21 protein-coding genes and 1 tRNA gene are annotated in these 20812 nt (G+C 41.4%); 14 read left to right on the forward strand and 8 right to left on the reverse strand.

The window, feature by feature from the left end:
• Nucleotides 1–120 precede the first annotated feature (120 nt).
• The 7 genes from RMX98_RS24020 to alr form a co-directional block, all read right to left on the reverse strand.
• The gene (locus tag RMX98_RS24020) at nucleotides 121–2925 is read right to left on the reverse strand and encodes a methyl-accepting chemotaxis protein (protein ID WP_322678135.1); all 2805 of its coding nucleotides are present in this window, start codon (nucleotides 2923–2925) and stop codon (nucleotides 121–123) included.
• A 61-nt stretch (nucleotides 2926–2986) separates the two neighbouring features.
• The gene (locus RMX98_RS24025) at nucleotides 2987–3484 is read right to left on the reverse strand and encodes a chemotaxis protein CheW (protein WP_322678136.1); all 498 of its coding nucleotides are present in this window, start codon (nucleotides 3482–3484) and stop codon (nucleotides 2987–2989) included.
• A 4-nt stretch (nucleotides 3485–3488) separates the two neighbouring features.
• Nucleotides 3489–3866 carry a response regulator gene (locus tag RMX98_RS24030; RefSeq protein WP_322678137.1) on the reverse strand — a complete coding sequence of 126 codons (378 nt, stop codon included), beginning with the start codon at nucleotides 3864–3866 and terminating at the stop codon, nucleotides 3489–3491.
• Between the two features lie 73 nt (nucleotides 3867–3939).
• Nucleotides 3940–4305 carry a four helix bundle protein gene (locus RMX98_RS24035; RefSeq protein ID WP_322678138.1) on the reverse strand — a complete coding sequence of 122 codons (366 nt, stop codon included), beginning with the start codon at nucleotides 4303–4305 and terminating at the stop codon, nucleotides 3940–3942.
• Nucleotides 4306–4381: 76 nt separating this feature from the next.
• Complete coding sequence (locus tag RMX98_RS24040) at nucleotides 4382–5449, reverse strand: response regulator (protein WP_322678139.1); 1068 nt, start codon at nucleotides 5447–5449, stop codon at nucleotides 4382–4384.
• Between the two features lie 961 nt (nucleotides 5450–6410).
• Nucleotides 6411–6492: transfer RNA gene (locus RMX98_RS24045), tRNA-Leu, on the reverse strand.
• A 102-nt stretch (nucleotides 6493–6594) separates the two neighbouring features.
• On the reverse strand, nucleotides 6595–7782 hold the full coding sequence (gene alr / locus RMX98_RS24050; protein ID WP_322678140.1) for an alanine racemase: 1188 nt from the start codon (nucleotides 7780–7782) through the stop codon (nucleotides 6595–6597).
• Nucleotides 7783–8269: 487 nt separating this feature from the next.
• Here alr and RMX98_RS24055 point away from each other — a divergent pair, with 487 nt between their 5' ends.
• Nucleotides 8270–8767, forward strand: coding sequence for an HNH endonuclease (locus RMX98_RS24055; RefSeq protein ID WP_069070622.1), 498 nt, complete (start codon nucleotides 8270–8272; stop codon nucleotides 8765–8767).
• Nucleotides 8768–8893: 126 nt separating this feature from the next.
• Here RMX98_RS24055 and RMX98_RS24060 read toward each other — a convergent pair whose 3' ends face one another.
• A complete protein-coding gene (locus tag RMX98_RS24060; protein ID WP_322678141.1) occupies nucleotides 8894–9112 on the reverse strand; it encodes a hypothetical protein in 219 nt (72 codons plus the stop codon).
• Between the two features lie 340 nt (nucleotides 9113–9452).
• Between RMX98_RS24060 and RMX98_RS24065 the strand changes: the two genes are divergently transcribed.
• The 13 genes from RMX98_RS24065 (at nucleotide 9453) to RMX98_RS24125 (ending at nucleotide 20596) form a co-directional block, all read left to right on the forward strand.
• Nucleotides 9453–10736, forward strand: coding sequence for a bifunctional oligoribonuclease/PAP phosphatase NrnA (locus tag RMX98_RS24065; protein ID WP_322678142.1), 1284 nt, complete (start codon nucleotides 9453–9455; stop codon nucleotides 10734–10736).
• Between the two features lie 175 nt (nucleotides 10737–10911).
• The gene (locus tag RMX98_RS24070) at nucleotides 10912–11382 is read left to right on the forward strand and encodes a DUF29 domain-containing protein (RefSeq protein WP_322678143.1); all 471 of its coding nucleotides are present in this window, start codon (nucleotides 10912–10914) and stop codon (nucleotides 11380–11382) included.
• Nucleotides 11383–11487: 105 nt separating this feature from the next.
• Nucleotides 11488–11898 carry a RusA family crossover junction endodeoxyribonuclease gene (locus RMX98_RS24075; protein ID WP_322678144.1) on the forward strand — a complete coding sequence of 137 codons (411 nt, stop codon included), beginning with the start codon at nucleotides 11488–11490 and terminating at the stop codon, nucleotides 11896–11898.
• A complete protein-coding gene (locus tag RMX98_RS24080; protein WP_322678145.1) occupies nucleotides 11895–12929 on the forward strand; it encodes a hypothetical protein in 1035 nt (344 codons plus the stop codon). The genes RMX98_RS24075 and RMX98_RS24080 overlap by 4 nt, the downstream gene beginning before the upstream one ends.
• Nucleotides 12926–13186, forward strand: a complete 261-nt coding sequence (locus RMX98_RS24085; RefSeq protein ID WP_322678146.1) for a hypothetical protein — start codon at nucleotides 12926–12928, stop codon at nucleotides 13184–13186. Before RMX98_RS24080 ends, RMX98_RS24085 begins: the two co-directional genes overlap by 4 nt.
• A gap of 51 nt (nucleotides 13187–13237) precedes the next feature.
• Nucleotides 13238–13732 carry a phosphohistidine phosphatase SixA gene (gene sixA, locus RMX98_RS24090; protein WP_322678147.1) on the forward strand — a complete coding sequence of 165 codons (495 nt, stop codon included), beginning with the start codon at nucleotides 13238–13240 and terminating at the stop codon, nucleotides 13730–13732.
• A 108-nt stretch (nucleotides 13733–13840) separates the two neighbouring features.
• Complete coding sequence (locus RMX98_RS24095) at nucleotides 13841–14977, forward strand: citrate synthase (protein ID WP_322678148.1); 1137 nt, start codon at nucleotides 13841–13843, stop codon at nucleotides 14975–14977.
• Nucleotides 14978–15298: 321 nt separating this feature from the next.
• Nucleotides 15299–16417, forward strand: a complete 1119-nt coding sequence (nuoH, locus tag RMX98_RS24100) for an NADH-quinone oxidoreductase subunit NuoH (RefSeq protein WP_322678149.1) — start codon at nucleotides 15299–15301, stop codon at nucleotides 16415–16417.
• Nucleotides 16418–16492: 75 nt separating this feature from the next.
• The gene (gene ndhI / locus RMX98_RS24105) at nucleotides 16493–17077 is read left to right on the forward strand and encodes an NAD(P)H-quinone oxidoreductase subunit I (protein ID WP_322678150.1); all 585 of its coding nucleotides are present in this window, start codon (nucleotides 16493–16495) and stop codon (nucleotides 17075–17077) included.
• A gap of 132 nt (nucleotides 17078–17209) precedes the next feature.
• A complete protein-coding gene (locus tag RMX98_RS24110; RefSeq protein WP_322678151.1) occupies nucleotides 17210–17824 on the forward strand; it encodes an NADH-quinone oxidoreductase subunit J in 615 nt (204 codons plus the stop codon).
• A 153-nt stretch (nucleotides 17825–17977) separates the two neighbouring features.
• Nucleotides 17978–18283, forward strand: coding sequence for an NADH-quinone oxidoreductase subunit NuoK (nuoK, locus tag RMX98_RS24115; RefSeq protein ID WP_006199065.1), 306 nt, complete (start codon nucleotides 17978–17980; stop codon nucleotides 18281–18283).
• A 6-nt stretch (nucleotides 18284–18289) separates the two neighbouring features.
• The gene (locus tag RMX98_RS24120; protein ID WP_322678152.1) at nucleotides 18290–19210 is read left to right on the forward strand and encodes an NAD(+) kinase; all 921 of its coding nucleotides are present in this window, start codon (nucleotides 18290–18292) and stop codon (nucleotides 19208–19210) included.
• A 591-nt stretch (nucleotides 19211–19801) separates the two neighbouring features.
• Nucleotides 19802–20596: a GNAT family N-acetyltransferase gene (locus RMX98_RS24125; protein ID WP_322678153.1), complete on the forward strand. Its 795-nt coding sequence runs from the start codon at nucleotides 19802–19804 to the stop codon at nucleotides 20594–20596.
• Nucleotides 20597–20812 lie beyond the last annotated feature (216 nt).

The following is a 20812-nucleotide window of genomic DNA, read 5'->3' on the forward strand; positions in this document are numbered from 1 at the left end:
GGGGGAAACCCCCAAGACCGCACTACCTCACCAAAATCTAAAATCTAAAATTTGCATGGTCATTCGTCATTAGTCACTTGCAAACAGCAAAGGACAGATAACAAATGACAAATGACAAACTTAACTAACTTTGAAAGCCTCAACAGTCTCTTGCAACTGCTGGGAAATCTCCACAGTTTGTTGCAGCGATTGGGAAACTTGGCGAGAAGAATCGCTGGTACGTTGTGATATAGCAGCAATATCTTTCATCAATTGGCTAACACTTTGCGATGTTTCAACTTGAGATGCAGTTGTATTGGAAATTGACTGCACTAAGGAATCGATTTGACACGATACATCCAAAATTTCACTCAGACTTTGTTTAGCCTCCTCCACAATTCGAGTCCCTTCTACCACTTGGGTGGTTCCTATTTCCATCGCTTGCACCACTTCACTGGTTTCTCGTTGGATATTTTCAACAATTTGTTCAATTTCTTGGGTTGCTGCGGCACTCCTGACTGCTAGTTCGCCGACTTCTTCAGCCACTACGGCAAAACCTTGACCTTCTTCACCTGCACGCGCTGCTTCAATACCAGCGTTAATGGCAAGCAAGTTAGTTTGAATAGCGATTTGGTTAATTAAGGAAACTACGCGAGAAATTTGTTGCGAAGACTCTCCCAAACGTTTCACTTTCTTAGCTGTTTCACCAACGGTTTCCCGCAAAGACAGAATATTTTGTACTGTTAAATCCATCGCGTGTCCACTCTTGGTAGCAGTGTGAGCTGCGTGGTTGGCGACGAAGGCAGCTTTTTCGGCACTTTCGGCTACGGCTTTCATCGATTGGGTCATTTGGTCAACAGCATCGAGGGTGCGATTGATTTCGGCAGCTTGGGTAAGCGCTTCCTCTGCTAGATGGCGGATGGCTCCTTCGTTAGAGCCAATGGCACTATTCACATGGATAGCAGCTTTTTTAACTTGAGTAACAATGTCCCGCAGGCTTTCCACAATGGAGTTGAAAAAGTCGGCAACAGTACCTATTTCTCCGGCGGTTACGTCTGCACGTACTGTTAAGTCGCCACTGGCTGCACCTTCTACATCGTTGAGGAGTTGTAAAAGTTGTTGTTGCAGTGTTTCATCTGACCCAGTTACAGCAACATTTCTGACTTTTTCTATTTCTTCTAATAGCTTGGCTTGTTCTAAGGCATAGCCGACTTGAGTTGCTATTTGTTGAAATAAGTCAAGTTCCGGCTGTTGCCAAACACGAGGAGTTTCGCAATGATGAGCAATTAATAAGCCTAAAAGTTTCTCTTGAGCCAGAATCGGTACAATTAAATGACCTTTGACAGCAAATTTTTCCAAAAGTTGGATGTAACCGTCGGCATTTTTCAAGTTTTGGTCTTGATGAATATTGGCAACCGCTTGCACCTGTCCATCATGATAACTTTCTAGATAACGTTCCCGAAAATAGGGGTCGTCAATTTGCACTCCCAGCATTTCCGGCCAATTCCCATTTACCGATTCCGCAACGACAACGCCAGCCAAAGTGTGTGGATTTACACTATAAATGATTACCCTGTCTGTTTTTAGCGATCGCTGAACTTCTTTCACTGCTGCATGATAAATGTCTTCAGTTTTGAGAGTTCTCCGAATCTGTAGGGTAATATCTGCTAGTAATTTTGCGCCTTCAAGGTCGATTTCCTGTTCCTTAACCAAGACCTGCAATTGTTCGGCCATCTGGTTGATATTTGCATTCAGTACCCCTAATTCGTCTTCTCTTTCGATTTCCAAACGGGTATTGAATTTACCTTGACCGAGTTTTGCTAATGCCGCAGTGGCATTGAGAATTGGCTGTGTAGTCAGTTTCGCTAACCGAGATGCGATCGCACCTACAATTAATGCAGTTACTCCTGTACCGATGGCTATAATCCACAACAATTGTCTTTGCGGCTCAAATACAATTGCGGTATCTGTAGATAAAAGTACCTGCCAGTTTAAATCAGGCAATCCATCTACCGTACTAGCTGGTACGTAGCTAACTAGTTCTTGTTTCTTCTGAGTTTTCGGAACTTCTATAAAACTATTTACCTTTTTGGCTGCCAGCAGTTTAGGTAAATTAGAATACTCTGCCTTAGCTTCTTTCCCCAATAATTCCTTTCGGGGACTCAAGAAAACTGTTCCCGAAGCATCAAGCAAATGGTATTGTTGTCCATTGGCTACGTAATTTTTGATGACTTCCTCTAAAGATTTTACGGGCATACGTGCTTGTACCACACCAATAGTTTGGCCCGTCCTTGTCTCTTTCACGGGTGCGGCTAGATAAATACTCACTACACCAGTATTTGTTGCTGCTTCCGGTTTACTGATAACAGGAGTATCTTTTTGTAAAGCGTCTTGAAAATAAGTACGGTCTTTTTGATTTTCCAGGGGTTCGCCTGTGGATTGGACAATCAAATTACCTTGGCGATCAAAAACAGCAATACTGTCGTAAGCTTTGTAGGCTTCAATAACTCGATCTAAGACTGCTTGTTTTTCTTGAGTAGTGATACTAGCTTGAGAATTTGTCAAAAATAGCAAGTTTGATATTACCTGAATATCTCCGTAGCGTCCCAACATGAAGCGGTTAACTTTATCACTTAAGCCAGTGGCTTCGGCTTGTTGAGATTGAGTAATTTGCTTAGTAATAGATTTGTTGGCAAAACCAAAAGCGATCGCGCCGATGCCCAATACTGGTATTGTACCGATTGCGATCGCCAAAATAGTCGCTTTCTTAACCAATCCCAGCCTTGTAAAAAAGGCAATACCCTGATTTGAAGAAGAATTATTAGCAGTTCCAGTAGTTAGCTTAGTTGGTAGCTTTACTACAGTCCCAATAGCTTTTTGAGATGAAATCAGTGATGCTCGATTTTGAGCGCCATTACCTTGATTCGTGTTGGTTTTATTAAACATAAAAGTAGTTCTCCTAAGTATGTGAATAAGAACACTAAAAATCTTTTTTTAGTAATACACCCTAATCACTGCGGAGAATAGAAGACTGCACAATTGCCTGTGCATCTAATACCAGTAATATTTCTTCTTGTTGCACAACGCATCCACATAAAAAAGGAACTAAACTGGATGCGACTTGTCCTATAGGAGAATGAATATCATCAACTATAAACTTGGTTGTACCTTTTATTTCTTGCACAACTAAGCCCAACACCAATGATTCCACTTGGATAACGATTATATTGTACTGTCGCAGTCGATAATCTAGGGATTCTAAATTAAGCATTTTGGGCAAATCAACTACCCAAATTATCCGACTCCGCCAATTCATTAATCCTAAAATGCAGGGAGCCATATTGGGCATCGAGGTGATAGATTCAATGGGCACAAGAATAGCTTCTTGTGTATGCTTCATTGATAAAACAGCAGTAGTTTGTTGATTTAGCTGAAACTTCAAATAACCATCTGCTAAGTTATTTGGGCTTGTTTTTGAAGGAAGAGTAATGTTTGTAGTAGTCATTGATTCAAATTACCACTGATTTAATAGTATGTAGGAGATGTTCGCGGGTGTAAGGTTTAGTTATATAAGCATCTGCACCTTGTCTCATCGCCCACAAACGATCAATTTTTTGATTTTTAGAACTACAAACCACAATCGGCACTTTTGCAGTAATCGGATTTCTTCTCAGAGAACGGCACAATTCAAATCCGCTCATTTCTGGCATGACGACATCAGTAACGATCGCATCTGGTTTTTCTAACACAGCTTTTTCTAAACCCTCTTTTGCACCACTTGCCTTAATTACGTTGTAACCACTCTCTTTGAGATAATGACTCATTAATTCCAATTCGCTGGGAGAATCTTCTACAATCAGAATCGTGCCAAGCAAAGTCAGGCTCACTATTAAATCTCCTAAAAAAATAAATTAAACATATTAGCTTTTTTATAAGAATTCAGAATTCAAAATTCAGGAGTCAGAATTCTGAATTAAGAATAGAACTAGCATAGCTTGTTAGTAGTTTGCTAACTTCTTCAAGTTGAATTTTTAACTCCGAAATATCACCATATTCCAAATCATGGGAAAGAATTAAATAATAACGACATTCTTCCAAAGAGCCTTGTGCAATATTTAAAAAACGTCCTTTATCTGCTAAACCTTTTTTCTTAAAACCTTCAGCTATATTTGCTGGTATAGAAATTGCTGCCCGTCTAAATTGAGAAGTAAGCCCATATATTTCGGATTTAGGAAAGTGAGCAGTAAATGGATACACTAATAAAATAAATTGATGTGCTTTTTGCCAAACTATCAAATCTTGAAATGTCTTCGCTGGCTGTCTCATTTATTCTAACTCCTGAATTCTAACTCCTGAATTCTGACTCCTGAATTCTGACTCCTGAATTCTGAATTCTGATAAATCAACCAAGATGCTTAAAAACCATTTTTAGCAATTCTGATTGTGTAAAAGGCTTAGTTAAATATCCTGATGATCTGACGATTTTAGCCTTCGCTCTGTCGATAAATCCTGTTCTACCAGTCACCATAATTATTGGTGTATTTTTAAAAGCTGAATGTTTCCGTAATAAGGAACATAGCTCATAGCCATCTAAACTTGGCATTTCAACATCTAGCAAAATCAGATCGGGCTTACTCCGCAGAATTTGCATTAAAGCTTTTACCGGATCGTTGATCATCACAACTGAAAATGTGTTTTCATCCAAAAAGTGTTTGATAGAATTCAAAACTGTTTGGCTATCATCAATGCAAGCAATCGTATATAGTTTTTTGCCAGCAGGTAGCTGAGTAATTTTATTTTTTTCAGGAATATCAAAAGCGATTGGTATCGGCAATTTTTGCCCAAGTTTTATTTGCAGTTGTGGCTGAACTTGAGACGTTTGTGTTGTAGACAAAACTTGGGAACCCCCACCAGCCGGAATTGATGACTGGGTATTTTGCCGATTTCGTAACTGTTTTTGACAGTGTTCAACAAGTAACCGTAAATCTAGACGACAGAACTTTGGTAGTTCATCCAAAGAGCTTTCTGGACTAAATTCATAGCTACCTTCTTTTAAACACAAAAATGATTCCATTACTTCTTTTGCCAATTCGTCTATCAGGCTTCCTGCTTGCACAGAGGTAATATAGTCCTGATTTACTAACCAACAAATAGCTTGGTAATCCGCATTTGGTATTGATTGATGTTCATTCTTCGTTTCAAACATCAGCCGCATCTGCACGCGGGTAGCGCTGTTGAGAGCAGGAATTTGCTGGCTCAAGCGCCGTAAGTGGCTGTCGAGGCGCTCAAATAGTTTATCTGAATAGGAGGCATAAGTAAGTTTACCGTCCTCGAGATAAATTGACCAAGAAACTATCCCGGTAAATACGCTTAAGCAACCTGTAGCATGGCGACTAGTTAATTGTGCCAACAGAGATAGCGGATGTAGTTTCTGGAACAACCTGTAGCTACCTATAGGAGTTGTGCTCATTTTGCTTTTACTTCAGCTAAATTCGATACGTGTAAGCTAAATTCGTGCAGAGTTATTCCACAATTGAAATCAAGTAAAAAGTATCAAACTTTTGTATTTTAAAGTACATCAGTTTATATCTAGGTTTGTGGTGAAACTCAAGGACAGTAGCGTTATTTCAGATGAGCAAATCTTAGTAAATTCGTAAATTGTGATTGATTTACTTACTGTTACTGAGATTTATCAACATCTCTCGAAAAATAAGACATAAAAATGTCAAGACTAGATGAAGCCACTTTCCATTGAGTAACCCCAATCTGACCACAGGAATAATACTGATTTTGTTAAGGTTAATATATTTGAACTACAGTATTTATACTTAAGTAAAATTAAGTTTTTCACTATACAAGGATTATATGAAGTCACTTTGCATTGAGTAACTTCAACTTGACCACAGCAATAATACTGATTTCTTGGCAAGAATAAATTTATTTTTTAATACTCACACTTAAAAATGCAGATAAAACACCCTACAAAACTTATCTTTTGTAGGATGTTTTATCGCCGAGAGTACAGCAACGAAACCACTCTCAACGGTGTGTTACGTTTCTAACGCATCTTACCTACGAAAATTGTAGGTTATAAAATCCACGTTTTTAGAGATATTTGTAAAGTCTTAAGTTGTATTTCTTAATCATACAAAGTAGATCGTAGTCTGCTCCTCGCTTGCTTTTAGGGGGTTGGGGTTCTTCTACCTTACTCAACCAAGAACTGCTATAAAGAACCCCTATTTAGTACAGCTTTGCGTAAATTCATGGCGAATTGAGCGTTTAAATTTAAATGTAGAGATACAGGATAAATTAGTTACAAGTAAATGAGACACTGTACTTAGAAACCATTAAAATAGGCTGATAACGATATCTTGAAGTTTTAACTCAAGTATCAGTACCAGCCTAAATAAAGCAATTCAATTTGTTCAAAGTGCGGATGAAAGGACTTGAACCTTCACTCCTTTCGGAACTAGAACCTAAATCTAGCGCGTCTGCCAATTTCGCCACATCCGCATCAGTTCTCTATCATACTATAAAAAATTATTTTTGGGAATAGGGAATAAAGAATGGGGAAGCGCGGGAGGCAAGGGAAGAATAACAACGCCCAATGCCCCATTATATGACTGCAACACGAGGCAGACGATGCTTGAATCCACAGAGAATTTCCCAAGAAATAGTGTTTAGTTGTTCTGCCCAATCATCTGCTGAAATTTCTTCTTTTCCCTGTTCTCCTAGTAAGGTAACTACTTCTCCTTCTTGGATATTAGGTATATTACTTACATCCAGCATCAATTGATCCATTGTAATTGTGCCGATTTGCGACACCCTCTGACCGCGAATTAGCACCTGCATTTTGTTGGAAAGACTGCGAGGAACACCGTCAGCATAGCCAATTCCGACGACGGCGAGGCGAAGTTCACGTGGGGCAATAAATTGATGCCCGTAACTAACACCTGTTCCGGCGGCAATTGTTTTAACTTGGGTAACTCGTGCTTTAAGTTGCAAAACAGGCTTGAGATCGATCGCATTTTGTAAATGGGTTGCTGGGTAGAGTCCGTAAATGGCTAAACCTACTCGCACAATGTCGTAGTGCAATGCCGGATTTGCCAGTGTAGCCGCAGAGTTTGCCAAGTGCAAGCAAGGTGGTTCGATTCCCATTGCTTTGATTTGAGCGATCGCTTCCTCAAATCGTCTATGCTGTTCTTCCATTACCGTCGGATCGGGATCATCAGCTGTTGCTAAATGAGAATAAATACTGGCAATAGAAAGATGTGGTAAACGCTGTATTAATTGCACGAATTCACCAGCTTGCTGCCAATTAGTTCCCAGCCTAGACATTCCCGTGTCTAACTTGATGTGTACGGACACTGGAGAATCACAATTCATCGATTCTAGGGTATCAGAAAATACTAAAGCTTGTTTAGGGCTACAGAGTGTGGGCTGAAGTTTCCAATGGGCGATCGCATGAATCTGCTCTGGTGTATGAGTTGCCCCTAAAATCAAAATGGGTGCTTGAATCCCGCCTTCTCGCAATTGAATAGCTTCTGGAACTGTAGCGACTCCCAGCCAACTAGCTCCCGATTGGATTACGGTTTGGGCGACTGTTACCGCACCATGTCCATAGGCATCAGCTTTTACTACTGCCATCAACTGGGTACGCGGCGATAAAAACTGCACCAATTGCTGCACATTGTACGACAACGCCCCTAAATCAATTTCTACCCAAGCGCGTTGCGAAAACCACGCGTAGGGGTCGCACTGTTGATTAGGAACTACACCAGGGATTTGTTTGCGGCTTAACATTTGTACTGACTCCTATCCCGCCACGGCTAAACTTTCAAGTTATCTATCTATACCCGCTCCTAAAAGCAAGATCAGATTAAATAGGAAGTTTAACCTTCATATTGGAATTGATACAAGATGTTGCGACACTAAAGTTAAGAGTTATGAGTGAGGAGTTAGTGGAACTTTTTTGATTAGTTGACCCTTGATTGTGACTTCTTCAAATTTTTAGTATAAAAAAATATATCTATATCAGTAATGCGAGATGCAACGCGTCCACAGCCCAAGTGCCATACTTTTAAGCGTGAGTATCTCAAGCCAGACTGCCTTCTCTACAAGACGCTACGTGAATGTTTCCCTACCTCGTGAATTTCAAACTCCTAATTTTTAACTTTTCACTCATAAATTAATTTCCGAATTATTCCGAAAGTATAATTTATTCTCATCTCCCTAGCAGGGTGTATTTGTGTTAACATTTATGTAAAGCTAACACCCTGAGCGCAGATAAATGGGGAAGGTTTTAGTCTTAAACGCCTCTTACGAACCTCTCAATATAACGAGCTGGCGTCGCGCTGTCGTTCTGTTAATTAAGGGCAAAGCAGAACGCGTGGAACACAACGGTAAATTCCTTTACTCGGATTTTCCATTGCCGACCGTGATCCGGTTGCGTCATTACGTGCGTGTTCCTTATAAAGAAATTCCTCTGACTCGCCGAAATATATTGCACCGTGATGGTCATGCTTGTCAATACTGTGGTTACACAGGGGATGAGTTGACACTAGATCATGTAATACCGCGATCGCGCGGCGGGGGCGATACTTGGGAGAACATTGTTACCGCTTGTGTCCGTTGCAATGTCAAAAAAGGCAGTCGGACTCCCCACGAGGCTCACATGCCTTTGCGTCATCCTCCCCGCCAACCTTATAGCAGCCTATATTTCGAGGTTAGCAAACATCTTAAGAGTGGACTGCATACAGAGTGGCAAAAGTATGTTATAGGTCTTTGAACAAAAAAGCTGAGGAGCAAAGAAAAAAGAAGAAATACCCTTTTACTTTGGGAAATAGCCAATAACTTTAGTTATGAAGTCTTGAAAAATTGGCAGCTATATGGCTTGCAACGAAGACGCAATGTGTCAACGCTCAAGCTTCTGCATTTGCATGGATATAGAGTTTTCCCTTTGCTCTTCTCCCCTCTGCCTTCTCCCAAGGGGAAACGCTAAAAGTGATCTGCCCTTTTCCATGAGAGTGAACTCTAAATTTTCAGAATTTTCAAAAGGGATACGAGACACGCATTGTTCATCAAAAATAATTGTTAATTGCTCAATAGTCACAATAATGAGAATATTAAGCATAAGAAGATTTCAAATATCAAGGACTAATTCTAAAGTATAAGATAGAAAGTATACCCTAAGTTAGATAAAATCCCTTTGATTCAATTTACAGAAGACAAAAAAACTCCCAAAACAGATTTATGCTGCCAGATACAGCCCGATATACTAAACTTCCTTGCTGTATGCCCTGTAGTGGAATTTAGTTGATGTTAAGCGCTGTTACTGACAAAAAATATACTTAGATGTATAGTGCAATGTCTTGGGATTTTTGCGAAGATCATAATAATGTGGCTAAATTCAGTGAATTGCTGCTCGTGGTATTTCTGAATTAAAGGAGCCTCACACTTTAAAAAAGTTCTTTATGTACTTTAATTCTCCCGTTACTCAGTTTGAGAGTTTGTCATTGACCACAGAGCCAAACCCAGAGGAACCTGAAATCGAGAAAGCGCCAGTGGAAGTTGCATTTAAGAGTCCGTCATTACCGCCATCGGTAGGTGATGGGGCTATATATCTTAGTAACCGTGGTAATTCTCTAGCACAACAAAAGTCAGAAGAATTGCAAAAAACCCTTTTGGCACACCGACACGATCGCCAACTGATAATTCTACAGGACTTTCCTGACCCTGATGCCCTTTCTTGTGCGTGGGCTTATCAGTTAATTGCCCAGCAATATGATATCAAATGCGAAATCATTTATGCAGGTGCATTGAGCCATCAAGAAAATATTGCCTTGGTAAGGCTGACTAACTTACCTATCCAACGCTGGACAACGCAAACCTTGAAAACTAAAGATTTGTCATGTTATCAAGGTTTTGTATTAATTGACAACCAGGGAACCACTTCACAGCTACTATCAGCAGTGCAGCAAGCCGGAATTCCCCTAGTGGTACTCGTTGACCATCACAGTATCCAAGGCGATCTGCACTCAGAGTTTGAGGATATCCGTCCTTACGTAAGAGCCACGGCAACAATTTTTACGCAGTATCTCCAAACAGGATTACTGGCGTTAGATAGTAGCATAAATCAACACGTTAAATGTGCCACTGCTTTGATGCACGGCTTGCGATCAGATACAAATCGGTTAATGCAAGCGCAAGAAGAAGATTTTATGGCAGCTGCATATTTAAGCCGATTTTATGACGCCCAATTGCTGAACGCCATTTTACAGGCGAACCGTTCCAAGCGGGTAATGGATGTGATCGAGCGATCGCTAAAAAATCGCATCGTCCAAAATAACTTTTCCATTGCTGGTGTTGGTTATCTACGCTACGAAGACCGTGACGCCATCCCCCAAGCGGCTGATTTTCTCGTCACAGAAGAAAACGTCCACACTGCCGTAGTTTATGGCATTGTACATGACGAAGACGAAGAATTGGAAATAGTCATTGGCTCCCTGAGAACCAGCAAACTTACCCTTGACCCCGATGAATTCATCAAAGAAGCCTTTGGACAAGATAGTGCAGGGCGCTTTTTCGGCGGTGGAAGGACAAGCGCAGGCGGCTTTGAAATTCCAATGGGCTTCTTATCCGGCAGCAACGAAAATTCCGCTTATGCGAAAATGAAATGGGAAGTATTCGACGCTCAAATTAAGCAAAAACTGCTGAGGTTAGTTAATCCCAGAGACAACCCGATTCAGTCGGAGTAGAGAGATATCAAGGAGACGCGGAGAACTCCTAACTAATCCAGCAGTCAAAGTGTTTGTTAAGATAGCATCCCTTCCCGATTTTTGATAAAAGTCGGGAATTTGGGTTTTATGGCGAATGCTGAACTAAATCAAAGTTAACTTGCGCCTACCTATTTATTTGTGAAGAAGGAGCGCTATGAAGTCTATAAAACTGCAAATCTTGCAAACTCTGTATGAGCAAGATTTTTATGCTTGGGTAGAGCAGACAGCAGAGCTTTTGCAATTGCACCACTGGGACATGCTGGATTTAGAACACTTAATTGAGGAAGTGGTGGACTTGGGTAAGAGTCAACAACGGGCGTTGCAAAGTGCGTTGCGGTTAGTCTTATCGCATTTGTTGAAATGGAAGTATCAATCAGAACGTCGTAGTCACTGTTGGCAAGTGACCATTACCCGTGAGCGACTAAATATAGATGAATTACTGCAAGAAAGTCCTAGCTTGCAGCGTTTTTTAAATGATGCCGAGTGGATTAATACTACCTATCAAAGAGCGCGGCGAGAAGCAATGGTGGAAACAAGTTTATCAGAAGATAACTTTGCGATCGCTTGTCCGTTTTCTGTCGATCAGATTTTAGACTTGGACTTTTATCCTAACGCTGACGAATAACCATATAGAATTTTTGTATAAGTATAAATATGCTCAATATGATGAGGAGCCATCTGTGAAAATTGCTGCAATTTTGTTAACTAATTATCAAGATATGCACTTGGAATGCGAATAATACCTTTTGAATTTCTCATTCCCAGACGCCCTGTTTCGTTACAGACAAAGAAAAAAGAAAACCTTCAGGCATGGAAGAATTTTGTGCGCGTTGAAGCTGAAAAAGTTTGGCAAACTCGGAGCGTCATTAAAAACGGCAATTTACAACTGACGCTAGTTTATCTTTGTGATGATTTTCCGGCTGATACCGATAATATTATCAAGCCGATCCAGGATGCACTTGTAGGCTTAGTTTTTGAAGATGATAGTTTAGTATCAGATGTAGAGAGCCATCGTCGATTTATGTCTGACCGAATTGATAAAATAAATCTACCTTCGTTATTACAGCGTGCTGTGGACACAGGTAAAGAGTGTGTTTATGTAAAAGTAAGTGAATCTCAACCATTGGAAAAATACTTATGACTAACAATACTAAAATTATATACGAGGAAAAACTGAAATCTCTGGCACAGAAGTACGAAAGTCAAGGGTTTCAAGTTTTAACTGGACTCAAAACAGATGAATTACCATTCGATTTGGGTAACTATCAGCCAGATTTAATTGCGATTAAAGACGGTTCAGGTTTAGTAATTGAAGTAAAAAACAGCCTCAGCCGTCTGTCGGTCGATCGTTTACAAGTTTTAGCAAAGGAAGTGAGCAAACATCCAGGCTGGCGTTTTTTATTGGTAACGCTTGAAGACATAGAAGCCAAATCATTACCTGGAACATCTGAAGAACTTCCTTCATGGCAAGAACTAAAGGAGCAGTTTGATCAAGCACATAAACTTACTGAAAATGAGGAAATTCAGTCTGCTTTTCTTTTATTATGGAGTATTTTTGAGGGAGTTTTAAGGAAGCGGGCAATCGATGTATCAATTCCTATTGAACGTTTCCCTGTTATAGGTTTAATAAAACATATGTACTCTTTAGGAGAGTTATCAATCTCTCAATTCGACCTTGTTCAAGCTTGTTTTGAAGTTAATAATCGTCTTGCTCACGGATATATTGAAAACCTAAATTTGCCATTGGTATGTAATTTGGACAATTTGGTTAGTGAATTGTTAACTGAATGGAAAATCCAATTCGATGTTAGTCAACTTTCATCAGAGGGTCTAGCTGCTTTTCGTACCTGGTTTGTGGAATTCGATGTAGCAGACCGGGATAAACCACAAGAATTAAGCCAAAATTTATTCAATCTAATCCTTTTTTTATCACTAGGAAATGAGAAACTAAATAAGGAATTAAACGTAAACGATAAACAGCTTATAAATGTCGAATTAGATGTTAGTCAGCTTTTACCAAAGGCTCTGGCTGCTTTTCGTGCCTGGTTTGCGGAATTCGATGCAGCAGCCTGGGATAAACAGATTGAAGAAGATGTCGCTGCTGGTCGGTTAGATGTATTGGCAGAGAAAGCACTCAAACATCTCCGAGAAGGGCGTTGTACCGATCTGTGAAACATCGAGCAACCCCTGATTTTTGGTATTACTATCGCCAGTTACCAATTGATATCCAAGAGCTTGCTGATCGATGTTATGAGTTTCTTCGGGAAGATCCTAAGTATCCATCATTGCATTTCAAAAAAGTCGGTCAGTTTTGGTTAGTGCGTATTGGTATATATTATCGGGCGCTTGCTGTAAAAGAAGATGAAAATTTTGTATGGTTTTGGATTGGATCGCATCCAGAGTATGACAGATTGCTAAGTGGTGGATAGCGTTCTAACATTGCCTAAGAGCAGCCTAACTGATCGTTCACAATACAAAGTATGGAATTATACTTAATTCGTCATGGCATCGCCGAAGACAAGGGATTAGGCATCAAAGATGAGGAGCGCAGCCTAACCAAAGAAGGAAGGCAAAAAACTGAGAAAGTTGCCCAGAAACTTGTTAAATTAGGTTTAAACTTTGATTTAATTCTCACCAGCCCCTTGGTGCGGGCGCGCCAAACGGCTGAAATCCTGATAGCAGAAAAACTAAGCTCCCAGTTAGAGGAATCTAGCCACCTCGCTCACGATGGTCAAATTTCTAGTTGGCTAAAAGAGTGGTTAGAGCCAAGAAATTATTCCCAAAATACCCAACTGGCGCTGGTTGGACACGAACCTGATTTGACCAGTTGGGCAGAAATTCTCCTGTGGAGAGAAGTCAAAGCAAGCTTAGTCTTGAAAAAAGCAGGTATGATTGGGATAAAACTACCAGAAACAGGTTCTCCTCTGGGTCGTAGTCAGATGTTTTGGTTGACACCACCCAAGTACCTGCTATAACAGTTTTTCAACATTTTCGATTGTTGCTAGAACGGCTACTGTTATGGCGATAATAAATTTCTGGTAAGTTAGCTTGATCAGATATTTCACAAAGCGAATGGTGGTGCCATGATGGTGTGCGAATACAAGCCTGGTCTAGAAGGCATTCCCGCCGCCCAATCAAGTATCAGCTATGTTGATGGGCAAAAGGGAATACTAGAATATCGTGGCATCCGGATTGAAGAACTAGCAGAAAAAAGTACATTCTTGGAAACTGCTTATCTCTTAATCTGGGGCGAACTGCCAAGCAAGGAAGAACTGGAAACATTTGAGCATGAAGTTCGTTACCATCGGCGGATAAAATACCGCATTCGGGACATGATGAAATGCTTTCCAGAAAGCGGCCATCCAATGGATGCCTTGCAAGCCTCTGCTGCTGCTTTAGGCTTATTTTATTCGCTCCGCGATTTACATAATCCTGTCTATATTCGAGATTCGGTGGTGCGCCTGATAGCAACCATTCCCACGATGGTGGCGGCGTTCCAACTGATGCGAAAAGGTAACGATCCGGTGCGTCCCCGTGATGACTTAGACTACTCCGCCAACTTTCTATACATGCTCGATGAGAAAGAACCCGATCCTCTGATGGCGCGGATTTTTGATATCTGCTTGATACTTCAAGTTGAGCATACAATGAATGCTTCTACCTTCAGTGCCAGGGTGACAGCTTCCACCTTGACCGATCCTTATGCTGTGGTTGCTAGTGCCGTAGGGACTTTGGGTGGGCCTCTGCATGGTGGAGCCAATGAAGAAGTAATTCAGATGTTGGAAAAAATTGGCTCTGTAGAAAATGTCCGTCCTTACATAGAGCATTGTCTAGAAACTAAATCTAAGATTATGGGCTTTGGACATCGTGTTTATAAGGTGAAAGACCCACGAGCCATAATCTTACAAGGTCTAGCAGAGCAACTGTTTGAAAAGTTTGGCCATGACAAGTTTTATGACATTGCTCAAGAAATGGAACGAGTAGTAGAGGAAAAACTCGGTAGCAAGGGGATTTATCCCAATATTGACTTTTATTCCGGTTTAGTGTATAGGAAGATGGGGATTCCTACAGACTTGTTTACGCCAATATTTGCGATCGCTCGTGTTGCCGGTTGGCTAGCCCACTGGAAAGAACAACTAGCAGAAAACCGGATTTTCCGTCCTACCCAAGTTTACAACGGTCTGCACGAAGTGACTTATACCCCAATTGACAAACGCTAATTGGGGACTGGGGATTGGGGAAGGTGGGGCCCCCTCTGGGGATAAGGGGTAATGGGGATTGGGAATTAGACTTTCGTAATTCTCCTTGTCCCCTTGTCTTTGCGTCTCCTCAATGGCCAATTCCAATGCCAATCATAAGTAGAAGTTCTCATATCGCTTCAGAGAGCTAAAACCATCCAAGGATATACTAGGCATGGGAATTAGCAACAAATCTTCTATCAAGCATCATCTGGGCAAAAATTAAAAATGGGTGAATTTACAGGTATTAATTTAACTAATAGTTGTAACTCACCATGACTCGATGTCTTAAAGAGCGGAAACATGAATTCAGGAATTGACCTCCAAGGAACTTTTATTGAATCCCTCCGGGATTTAGGTTTACCAGCAGGAACAGCCAAAGCAATTTGGATGCCCCTGCCAATGATACTGATGCTGATTGGGGCAACAGTGGGGGTATTAGTTGCTACTTGGCTAGAACGAAAAATTTCCGCCGCCGCACAGCAGCGAATTGGGCCAGAATACCAGGGGCCTTTTGGATTGCTAGTGCCTGTAGCGGATGGTTTGAAGTTGGTATTTAAAGAAGATATAGTACCAGCCAAATCTGACCCTTGGCTGTTTACCCTTGGTCCAATTATTGTTGTAATTCCGGTGTTTCTGTCGTTCCTGATCGTTCCCTTTGGGCAGAACATCGTTATTAGCAATGTCGGCATGGGCGTATTCTTGTGGATTGCCTTATCAAGCATTCAACCCATTGGCTTGCTGATGGCTGGCTACGCATCTAATAACAAATACTCCCTCTTAGGGGGCTTGCGGGCAGCAGCGCAATCTATAAGTTACGAAATTCCTTTGGCACTGGCGGTGTTAGCGATCGCTATGATGTCTAATAGCCTCGACACCGTTGATATCGTCAATCAGCAATCGGGCTACGGCATTCTAGGCTGGAATATTTGGCGACAACCAGTCGGTTTTCTGATCTTTTGGATAGCCGCTCTAGCTGAATGCGAACGATTACCTTTTGACTTACCCGAAGCAGAAGAAGAAATCGTCGCAGGGTATCAGACTGAATACTCAGGTATGAAATTCGGTCTATTCTACCTGGGTTCCTACGTTAACTTGATCCTTTCTTCCTTACTAGTAGCAATTCTCTACCTGGGCGGTTGGGACTTTCCTATTCCCCTCAACCTCATCGCTGGTTGGCTGGGAGTCAGTGAAGTAAATCCCGTGTTCCAGATAGTAACTGCGGCTTTGGGTATCACTATGACTGTGTTCAAAGCCTATTTACTAGTGTTTGTCGCCATCCTGTTGCGCTGGACAGTGCCACGGGTACGGATTGACCAACTGTTAGATTTAGGATGGAAGTTTTTGTTGCCAGTTGGTTTAGTTAATCTTTTATTAACTGCCGCCCTAAAACTAGCCTTTCCCTTCGCCTTCGGGGGTTAGTCATTGGTCATTAGTCATTAGTCATTTGTACTAATGACCAAGGACAAAGGACAAATAAAGAGAGAGTGAGACAAAATGCTAAAGTTCCTCAAACAAGTTGGTGATTACGCCAAAGAAACAGTACAAGCTGCGCGATACATTGGTCAGGGGCTTTCTGTTACCTTCGACCACATGCGGCGACGGCCGATTACCGTACAATACCCTTACGAGAAACTGATTCCTGGCGAACGGTTTCGCGGTAGGATTCACTTTGAATTTGATAAGTGCATCGCCTGCGAAGTTTGCGTTCGCGTTTGTCCAATTAACTTGCCTGTAGTAGATTGGGAATACGACAAAGCCAGCAAAAAGAAAAAACTCAACCACTACAGCATTGACTTTGGAGTTTGTATCTTTTGCGGTAACTGTGTGGAATTTTGCCCAACTAACTGTCTATCGATGACAGAAGAGTATGAGCTTTCCACCTACGATCGCCATGAATTGAACTATGACAACGTGGCGCTAGGTCGTCTGCCCTATAAGGTAACAGATGACTCAATGGTTACACCACTGCGCGAACTAGTTTACTTACCCAAGGGCGTCCTCGAACCACATGGACTGCCCGCAGATGCGCCGCGTGCAGGTGCGCGTCCAGAAGACCTGGTAGAACAAACGGAAAAATAAATGTCATTTGTCCATTGTCATTTGTCCTTTGTCATTTGTCCTTTGTCCTTTGTTATTTGACTAATGACCAATGACCAATGACCAATGATCAATGACCAATGACCAATAACCAATGACTAAGGACAAAAAACAGTGAATCTAGCGGAAGGAGTACAGTTTGTATCGCTTGGCATACTGGGCGTGATGATGATTGGGGCAGCTATTGGTGTGGTGCTGTTCTCCAACATCGTCTATTCTGCCTTTATGCTGGGGGGTGTGTTCATCAGCATAGCGGGAATCTACCTGTTGCTAAATGCTGATTTTGTTGCAGCTGCACAAATACTAATTTACGTTGGGGCGGTTAACGTGTTGATTTTGTTTGCCATTATGTTGGTGAACAAACGGCAGAATTTTGTAGTATTTCCCAACTCTTGGGTGCGTAAAGTACTTACGGGTGTAGTCAGTATAGGATTGTTTGGTCTTTTAAGTACGATGGTGCTGGCTACTCCTTGGGCCTACTCAGCTGCTCCGGTGGCGGGCGGTGAAAGTTCTATAGTTTTAATTGGAGAACATTTCTTCACTGACTTTTTACTGCCTTTTGAACTGGCTTCCATTTTGCTGCTGATCGCAATGGTAGGAGCAATTATTTTGGCACGCCGCGAGTATTTGCCAGACTTATTGACACCATCCCAACTGGGGCAAACTGTTTTGACTTTGCAAGAACGCCCCAGAGAACTGGTATCAACAACCAGCGAAACCAAAGAGTAATATTTGTGATTTATAGCAGTTATTTTTTGGACAGAATAGGTAGGTAGTGGCGCACAGCCGTGCGCCAGTATAAAAACTTATATTTTGCCGAATTGATAACAGCCATAAGTCGCAAATAAACAGCCAGATTTTCCAGGAGGGATACTTAGATTCATGCAACTCCAGTATTTTTTATTACTAGCAGCAGCTTTATTCTGTATTGGCATCTATGGTTTAATTACCAGCCGCAACGCTGTGCGGGTGCTGATGTCAATTGAGTTACTGCTGAATGCTGTTAATCTGAATTTAATGGCATTTTCCAACTTCCTCGACTCAACATTAATTAAGGGTCAGGTTTTCACAGTATTTGTGATTACCGTGGCCGCAGCCGAGGCGGCGGTGGGTTTAGCGATCGTGCTGGCCATTTATCGCAACCGCGATACCGTCGATATGGAGCAGTTTAATCTCCTGAAGTGGTAACTGTGCGTGCAACTCAAGCAGGTAATCATTGCTTATAAAGCGCGGGATGCCCGGAGTAAACAATGGGCAGAAATCTGTGCTAAACAACTAGAAAGCCGCGAGTGCCAGGTGTTGATGGGGCCTAGCGGGCCGAAAGACAACCCCTATCCTGTCTTTTTGGCTTCGGCGGGTCAACCAATCGATCTCGCTTTGGTACTCGGTGGCGATGGTACTGTTTTAACTGGTGCCAGACATTTAGCCCCAGCTGGCATCCCAATCTTGGGAGTGAATGTGGGAGGCCATCTGGGGTTTTTAACTGAGTCAGTGGAAGAGTTTCAGGATACGGAGAAAGTTTGGGATCGACTGTTTGAGGATCGCTATGCTATCCAACGACGGATGATGTTACAAGCTGCGGTGTATGAGGGTCACGGGTCTAATTTGGAACCAGTGAGTGAGCGTTACCTGGCTTTGAATGAATTTTGTGTCAAACCCGCCTCTGCTGACCGGATGATTACCTCAATTCTAGAAATGGAAATTGATGGTGAGGTAGTCGATCAATACGTCGGGGATGGGTTGATTATTTCCACTCCCACAGGTTCGACTGGTTACACCGTTTCTGCTAATGGCCCAATTATGCACGATGGTATGGAGGCGCTTACCATTACTCCCATTTGTGCAATGAGCCTTTCTAGTCGCCCCCTCGTTTTACCCCCTGGTTCTGTGGTGAGTATTTGGCCTTTGGGGGATTACGATTTGAGCACCAAGCTGTGGACAGATGGGGTTTTGGGGACTTCAATTTGGCCGGGAAACCGCGTTGATGTGCGGATGGCAGATTGTCGGGCTAAATTTATTATTTTGCGCGAGAACAATTCCTACTATCAGACGCTACGGGAGAAGTTGCTTTGGGCAGGTACACGGGTTCACTACAGCAACAATCACCGTAATTAAGTATTTTAGAGTGCATTTACCGCAAATTGCGTAGGCGTAGCCCGTCGTAGATATCGCTACACTCACTGCAAGCATCGCAATCAAAACCATCCAAGCCCCTGGATTCATCCGGGGGCTTTCTCAAGGGAAGCCCCCAGATGAATTAGAAAGAGATTCAATTTAGATAATCCAAGGCTGATATACTTTATATGATTGTTGAACACTTTCAAAATCCATCAGCAATCATGCGATCGCTTTGAGCCTGGGACAATAAATCGAATGATAAAGGCTAGTTTTTGCGTTGGTTCTGAACCTTGGTTTTGGTCAGGACTAATTTAGATGCGGCCGTTCTGATTTTGATTATTTTAACTGACTTGCATTTATAGCGTATATCCAAGGAAAATTTTGTATCTTATTGCCAGATTTTTTAGTAATTAATGTCCATAATAAAAGCACTCTACTTCTAATCCAAGAAAGTAAAAAAGCTCTCGAAAGGATTTTTTGTCGAAAACCGTCTCAATCACTCTTCGACACATTAATTCATAATGTGACCTATTTGTATAGTACCTAAATCCTAGTAGGATATTTTCGCAAATCTAAATAGGAAGATAGATGGAAGTTTCTGGGCGCAACATCAATTATCCACTGAATCCTCTTTCCCCTCTTGAAGATTTTCCCGTCCTTAAAACTGAAAAATATATCCTACAACTTGCTTCAACAGAAGAAGAATTAGAATCAATTTTTCGGTTACGTTTTGAAGTTTTTAATCTTGAACTAGGCTTAGGATTATCTACTTCTAACTTTACTCAGATGGATATAGATAAATTTGATGCAGTTTGCCATCATTTAATGCTGATCTCCAAACAGACGGGTAAAACGATTGGAACTTATCGGATGCAAACCTATACAATGGCTTCTCAAAGATTAGGCTTTGATGCTGCTGATATATTTAATCTTAATGGAATTCCTAATTCTGTGCTTCAAGTATCAGTAGAAGTTGGGCGCGCATGTATAGCTAAAGAATATCGAAATAGTCAGGCACTTTTAATACTCTGGGAAGGGCTGGCAAATTATCTCCTCTGGAGTAAAAACCAATATTTCTTTGGCTGTGCATCATTACTAACACAATGTCCTTGGCAAGCTACTTGCGCTTATGATTATTTTCGGCAGAATGGCTTGATGCATCCGAGTATTTTGGTTTATCCAAATTCACAATCTTGTTTAGAACTGCCTCAAACTTGCCCAGATTCATATAATGTTGAAATTCCTAAAATTTTGCAGGCATACTTGAATATTGGAGCTAAAATATGCAGTGTTCCAGCTATTGATACGCAGTTTAAGACTATTGATTTTTTAACTATATCGAACAGCAAAGACTTTGCGAGATGGCGTTACCAAATTTTATAGAAATTCGCTTTTTTACTAACAAATCTTGGTCACGGTTACAGAAACAAAGTCTACCTACGCAAACTGGAAGAATAGAAACATTTATGATATTCTACTCCAGATAATTTCTAGGATAGGCATAGCCCGCCATACACTTCGGGTATCTTGCTACTTGTAGCGTCTCGTACAGAAGGCATAGCACTCTATTCAGTCCGCCTAACTGAATTCTTTTAGACA

The organism is Nostoc sp. DedQUE02 (genome assembly GCF_034531035.1).
In the GTDB taxonomy this organism is placed as follows: Bacteria; Cyanobacteriota; Cyanobacteriia; order Cyanobacteriales; family Nostocaceae; genus Nostoc.

Bases quoted from the DNA above. Each gene is read 5' to 3' on its own strand.
- RMX98_RS24020 (WP_322678135.1), bottom strand. From the start codon at position 2,925: ATGTTTAATAAAACCAACACGAATCAAGGTAATGGCGCTCAAAATCGA.
- RMX98_RS24025 (WP_322678136.1), bottom strand. From the start codon at position 3,484: ATGACTACTACAAACATTACTCTTCCTTCAAAAACAAGCCCAAATAAC.
- RMX98_RS24035 (WP_322678138.1), bottom strand. From the start codon at position 4,305: ATGAGACAGCCAGCGAAGACATTTCAAGATTTGATAGTTTGGCAAAAA.
- RMX98_RS24040 (WP_322678139.1), bottom strand. From the start codon at position 5,449: ATGAGCACAACTCCTATAGGTAGCTACAGGTTGTTCCAGAAACTACAT.
- alr (WP_322678140.1), bottom strand. From the start codon at position 7,782: ATGTTAAGCCGCAAACAAATCCCTGGTGTAGTTCCTAATCAACAGTGC.
- RMX98_RS24055 (WP_069070622.1), top strand. From the start codon at position 8,270: ATGGGGAAGGTTTTAGTCTTAAACGCCTCTTACGAACCTCTCAATATA.
- RMX98_RS24060 (WP_322678141.1), bottom strand. From the start codon at position 9,112: ATGCTTAATATTCTCATTATTGTGACTATTGAGCAATTAACAATTATT.
- RMX98_RS24065 (WP_322678142.1), top strand. From the start codon at position 9,453: ATGTACTTTAATTCTCCCGTTACTCAGTTTGAGAGTTTGTCATTGACC.
- RMX98_RS24070 (WP_322678143.1), top strand. From the start codon at position 10,912: ATGAAGTCTATAAAACTGCAAATCTTGCAAACTCTGTATGAGCAAGAT.
- RMX98_RS24075 (WP_322678144.1), top strand. From the start codon at position 11,488: ATGCGAATAATACCTTTTGAATTTCTCATTCCCAGACGCCCTGTTTCG.
- RMX98_RS24080 (WP_322678145.1), top strand. From the start codon at position 11,895: ATGACTAACAATACTAAAATTATATACGAGGAAAAACTGAAATCTCTG.
- sixA (WP_322678147.1), top strand. From the start codon at position 13,238: ATGGAATTATACTTAATTCGTCATGGCATCGCCGAAGACAAGGGATTA.
- RMX98_RS24095 (WP_322678148.1), top strand. From the start codon at position 13,841: ATGATGGTGTGCGAATACAAGCCTGGTCTAGAAGGCATTCCCGCCGCC.
- nuoH (WP_322678149.1), top strand. From the start codon at position 15,299: ATGAATTCAGGAATTGACCTCCAAGGAACTTTTATTGAATCCCTCCGG.
- ndhI (WP_322678150.1), top strand. From the start codon at position 16,493: ATGCTAAAGTTCCTCAAACAAGTTGGTGATTACGCCAAAGAAACAGTA.
- nuoK (WP_006199065.1), top strand. From the start codon at position 17,978: ATGCAACTCCAGTATTTTTTATTACTAGCAGCAGCTTTATTCTGTATT.
- RMX98_RS24125 (WP_322678153.1), top strand. From the start codon at position 19,802: ATGGAAGTTTCTGGGCGCAACATCAATTATCCACTGAATCCTCTTTCC.